The sequence below is a fragment of the Tabrizicola sp. genome, from assembly GCF_031377265.1.
GTDB lineage: Bacteria > Pseudomonadota > Alphaproteobacteria > Rhodobacterales > Rhodobacteraceae > JAUYQR01.
Genome location: NZ_JANMET010000283.1, coordinates 1 through 4,979 on the forward strand (window position 1 = coordinate 1; position 4,979 = coordinate 4,979).

The 4,979-nt window shown below is 64.5% G+C and carries 3 protein-coding genes and 1 pseudogene; all 4 read right to left on the reverse strand.

All coding sequences use genetic code 11. From position 1 onward, the window contains the following. Positions 1-22 precede the first annotated feature (22 nt). Positions 23-742: an alanyl-tRNA editing protein gene (locus RMO18_RS15870; protein ID WP_309667218.1), complete on the reverse strand. Its 720-nt coding sequence runs from the start codon at positions 740-742 to the stop codon at positions 23-25. Continuing rightward, complete coding sequence (locus RMO18_RS15875; RefSeq protein WP_309667220.1) at positions 739-3,186, reverse strand: DUF3772 domain-containing protein; 2,448 nt, start codon at positions 3,184-3,186, stop codon at positions 739-741. The genes RMO18_RS15870 and RMO18_RS15875 overlap by 4 nt, the downstream gene beginning before the upstream one ends. A 5-nt stretch (positions 3,187-3,191) precedes the next feature. Further along, on the reverse strand, positions 3,192-4,226 hold the full coding sequence (locus RMO18_RS15880) for a cysteine synthase A (protein ID WP_309667222.1): 1,035 nt from the start codon (positions 4,224-4,226) through the stop codon (positions 3,192-3,194). A 499-nt stretch (positions 4,227-4,725) separates the two neighbouring features. Continuing rightward, a pseudogene (locus RMO18_RS15885) lies at positions 4,726-4,979 on the reverse strand (hypothetical protein); the annotation flags it as partial.

Sequence of the window (4,979 nt, forward strand, 5' to 3'; positions counted from 1 at the left end):
TTGACCTGCGCAAGGGGCGATCTCATGCCATGAGGCTGATCGACACCCGGCGGTTCTGGCGGCCCTTTTTCTCGATCCGGCCAATCTCGACCCGGCCGATCTCGCCGGTGCGCCCGACATGCGTGCCGCCGCAGGGTTGCAGGTCCACCTGACCCGCGCCTTGCCCGATCCGCACCAGCCGCACCCGGCCCTGCCCGATCGGCGGCATCACTGACAGGGTTTTCACCAGCCCTGGGTTGGCCAGCAGTTCGGCATCGGTGATCCAGGTCTCGGTGACTGGCAGGTCGCGCCCGATCAGGGCGTTCAGCGTTTCGTCAAGGGCTGCAACGTCATCCGGCGGATCGGGCATGTCGAAGTCCAGCCGCCCGCGATCCGCGCCGATCTGGCCACCGGTCACCGGCAGCGCAATGACCACCGACAACAGATGCAGCGCGGTGTGCATCCGCATATGGCGATAGCGCCGCTCCCAATCCAGCACCTGACGCAGGCGGGTTCCCGGCGGCGGCATTGCCACCGCTTCGCCCGGCACCAGACCCACCGCGCCGCCCTCCAGCTTGGTGGCCGTGGCAATCGCCATCCGACCGCCCGGCCAGACGACATAGCCGCTGTCGCCGGGTTGACCGCCTGCCGTGGCATAAAACACGCTGCGATCCACGATCAGCGCACCTTCGGCGGTGTGACCCAGCACCACGGCATCGGCCTCTCGCAGATACGCATCGTCCCGAAACAGCAACTCGGTCATTCGGCCTGTCTTTCCGGTGTCACGTCTTGCGGCGCAACCTTGCTGCGGCGCGGGGTGGGCCTGGCTTGCGGCACGCGCTGCAGCACCTGCTCCAGCGCCAGTACAGTTTCGGCAATCCGCTCAAGGCTGGGTTCAGCCGGTGCTGCGGGCGGCGGCACGATAGCGACACCCTGCTCGGCAAAGCGCTGCATGATCAGGTGGTTGATCTCGCTGCGCACGGTCAGGCTGAAGTTGACGTCGCGCAGGATCACCCGGATTTCAAACTGCATCGCCTTGTCGGTAAAGCCCATGAACACGATCAGCGGCGGCGGGTTCAGCACCGCCAGCGGCTGCGCCTCGGCGATCTCGCGCAGGATCTGTTCCACCTTGCGGGTGTCGGATCCCAGCGCCACCAGCACCGGCACGATCAAACGGCCCGACAGGTTGAACCGCGTCCAGTTGGTGACCTGCCCGGTGATCAGATCGGCGTTGGGGACGATCACGTCGTTGCGGTCAAACGTCTCGATCCGGGTGGAACGGACCGAGATTGCCCTGACCCGGCCCTGCACGCCGCCCACCTCGATCCAGTCGCCCTCGCTGACCGGACGCTCGATCAAGAGGATGATACCGGACACGAAGTTCGATACGATGGTCTGCAAGCCAAAGCCGATACCGACAGACAGCGCACCGGCAACGATGGCCAGCCCCGAAAGATCAATCCCCGCCGCATTGATCGCGACCAATGCCGCGAGGAAGATACCAACATACCCGATGCCCGCGACCAGCGCGGTTTGCCCGCCCTGATCCATGCTGGTCTTGGGCAGGATCGTGGTCCGCAATGCGCCCTGAAACAGCCGGGTCAGCATGTAGCCGATCACGAAGATCACCGCGAAAACCATGAAGTTCGATGGCGAAATTCGCGTGTCGCCCAACTGGAACCCTTCGGTAAAACGGGTCCACAGCTCGGTCATGTCCGAGAACCGCGCCCCCCAGATCAGCGCGAACACCGGCAGCGACGCCAGCGTCATCGCAAAGCCAGCCAGCACTGGCACCAGTGCCTCGCGGCCCTGCGCGTCGCTGCGGATGATCATTGCCCAGATATCGCCGATCAGCCGCTGCAAGATGAACAACAGCGTGACCAACCCCAGGGAAAGGATCGCCGGATAGATCAGCGCCGATGCCGCCTGCACATAGCCAAAGGCCGCCAGCACCGGCCCCGCAAACCCGATGAAACCGATCCCCCGCGCCAGGATCGTCAGCAAGCGCAGCGCATAACTGCGGTCCGCCACCTCGCGCGATTTGCGCAACACCCGGCCGATGCGCAGCAAGATCAGCCCCGCCGTCACCAGAATTGGGAAAGACATCACCGCTGTCGTTGCATCCGAATAGGACTGCGCATCCATTGCAGCACTGCGCAGCGCCTCGGCGGCGACGACCAGCCCCATCAGAACCGCCAGAAACCGCCCCTCCGCGCGCCGGTCCGGGGCCAGTGGCAGCACTGCCGTTTCATCCTGCGTCTTGGGAAAGGCGCGCGCGCCCAGCCAGGCCGCGGCAAAGATCACAAAACCCGCGAACGGCAGCGCTGCGGTGATCGACAGGCCAATCTCGCCCAGCATCCCGCTGGCCACCATCGCCGAGGCCAGCGCCACTACCCCAAGCGTCGGGATCACGATCTCGCCCAGTGACGCCAGCAGCGACCACACTTTGCGCCCGCGCGCCGAAGCCCCCTCCAGCAGCCGGTTGGCAAAGCGTTCCACCCAGCCGCGCACATACACAACCAGCGCCAGACCAACGATGGCCAGAATAAGGATCAGCGGCAGGTTGTCGAACAGCTTGCCCCGCGCCTGCGGATCGGCCCACGCGGTTGCCGCCTCGTCCCACAGGCGCAGCAACGTGTCCGACAGCCCGATCGCCGCCTCCGGCCAGTTGCCGGGGTTCACCGGCGATGGCCACAGTTGCAGCAACTGGTCGGCCTGACGTTCGCGCAGGATCCGGTCGATCTCGCGGATCAGGCCGTCGGCCCGCCGGTAGGCTTCCTCTGCAGCAATCCCGGGGGCTTGCAGGCGCACCAACTGATCGGCCAGTTCCTGACGTCGTTTGCTGATCTCTTCGGCCTCGGTCTGGCCGGCGGCGGGGGCTGGTCCCAACGCGTCAAGCTGCTGGCGCAGCGTGCCGATCCGCGCCGAATTGGCACTTTGCGAGCTGAGCAACGCCGCCCGCCACTGCGCCAATTGCGCGCGGATCTCTTCCAGCCGCTCGGCGCTTGAATTGCGGTTCTCGATCTCGGCTTCGGCCCGCACGGCCATCTGCTGCCAGTCGGCATAGTTCAGCGCCGCATCTGCGCTGTCCGGCTCCGCGCCGGCAACCGGCGGGTTCTTTTCGGTTACGGTGCCGCTGTCCTGTGCCGCCAGCGGCGTCGCCAGCAGCGCCAGTACCAACCATATCCTGAACAAAACCGCCCGCATGGGCTTCAGGCGTCCTCGAACACGGCGGGGATCGCGCGCCCCGGCCGGTCCAGCCAGCCCGGCACCGGCAGGCCCTTCTCGCGCAGGAAGGTCGGGTTGTAGACCTTCGACTGATACCGGCTGCCGTAATCGCACAGGATGGTGACGATGGTCTTGCCCGGCCCCATCTCCCGCGCCATCCGCATCGCACCGGCAATGTTGATGCCGGTCGATCCGCCCATGCACAGGCCCTCGTCGGTCAAGAGGTCGAAAATGATCGGCAGTGCCTCGGCATCCGGGATGCGATAGCTGAAATCGGGGGTGAAGCCTTCAAGGTTTGCGGTGATCCGCCCCTGCCCGATGCCTTCGGTGATGGAACTCCCGGGGCTTTCCAGCTTGCCCGTGGTGTAAAACGCATGCAGCGCCGCACCTTCGGGGTCCGCAAGGCCAATCTTCACGCCCTTCGGTTGCAAGGCTATCCCCACGCCCGCCAAAGTGCCGCCAGACCCCACCGCGCAGATGAACCCGTCGACCTTTCCGCCGGTCTGCTCCCAAACCTCAGGCCCTGTCGTCTCGATATGCGCTTGCCGGTTGGCCACATTGTCGAACTGGTTGGCCCAGATCGCGCCATTAGGTTCCGTCTTGGCCAGCGCCTCCGCCAGCCGTCCCGAATAGCGCACGTAGTTGTTGGGGTTGCGATAGGGCGCCGCCGGCACCTGCACCAGCTCCGCCCCCGCCAGCCGCAGCATGTCCTTCTTTTCCTGAGACTGGGTTTCCGGGATCACGATCACCGTGCGAAACCCCATCGACGCACCGACCAGCGCAAGCCCAATCCCGGTGTTCCCCGCCGTCCCCTCGACAATCGTGCCCCCCGGCTTCAGCAACCCCTTGGCCACCGCATCGCGGATAATGTACAGCGCCGCCCGGTCCTTCACCGACTGTCCGGGGTTCATGAACTCGCATTTGCCAAGGATCGTGCAGCCGGTCGCCTCGGACGCCCGCTTCAGGTGCAAAAGCGGCGTGTTGCCGATGGTGTCGGCCAGATCAGAGTGAATGCGCATCGGAAGGGTCCCTTTTATCCGTCCCCAAGGTGTAGGAGGGTGCGCGGCCAAACTCAAGGGAGGGGCGGCGCTGGGCGCGGATCTGTGCAACGCCGGCTTCAGCAGTCTTGGCACCATGATCGTCCACGTGCCAAGGCTTGCGGCACCCTTGCGACTGGCCAACCAACACCGCGCCGGAAGGGTCGTTTGGCAACCGAGTGTTTCCATCTGAGCGGACTTGACGGGCTTGACATACCCCCCTCCGGTTGAGCGACCTTGTGATGACAGTGCAAAACCTAGGCTTCGGCCGAAGATTTCAGAGAGGCCCGCAATGATGAGGAAAGGAGGCAGGCTGTCGGCTACGACTCAAGTTTTCGTGGCAGTCGCACTGCTTGCCGCGCAGCCGGCTCATTCCGAAATATGCTTGCCTGAAAAATCCCAGTCGCTTACCGGGCGGGTTGTGGGTGTAACAGCATATTCGTCGCCGGTGATCCTTACCGACGAGATCTTTCCCGGGCAATTACATATCGTCGCTGTTGCCGGGCCTCATCATGTAATTCCTTCCCGGTGGTTGCAAGTTCTGACCTCGGGTCGAAAGATAAAGTGCGGTCGCTGGGATTCTATGTTCGCTTTCTCTGATGTTGACACAATCATGGGCTCTGTTGCACAAATCGGCTGATGGCCCGAGTTTCTCTTCTCCGGGACAGACCTGGCCCACGACCTTCGTTACGGGGATGCCGAGCGCGGTGAAGCCGTTCAGGACGGCGGCACGAA

Coding starts and splice junctions, on each gene's coding strand:
- RMO18_RS15870 (WP_309667218.1), bottom strand. CDS start 742: ATGACCGAGTTGCTGTTTCGGGACGATGCGTATCTGCGAGAGGCCGAT.
- RMO18_RS15875 (WP_309667220.1), bottom strand. CDS start 3,186: ATGCGGGCGGTTTTGTTCAGGATATGGTTGGTACTGGCGCTGCTGGCG.
- RMO18_RS15880 (WP_309667222.1), bottom strand. CDS start 4,226: ATGCGCATTCACTCTGATCTGGCCGACACCATCGGCAACACGCCGCTT.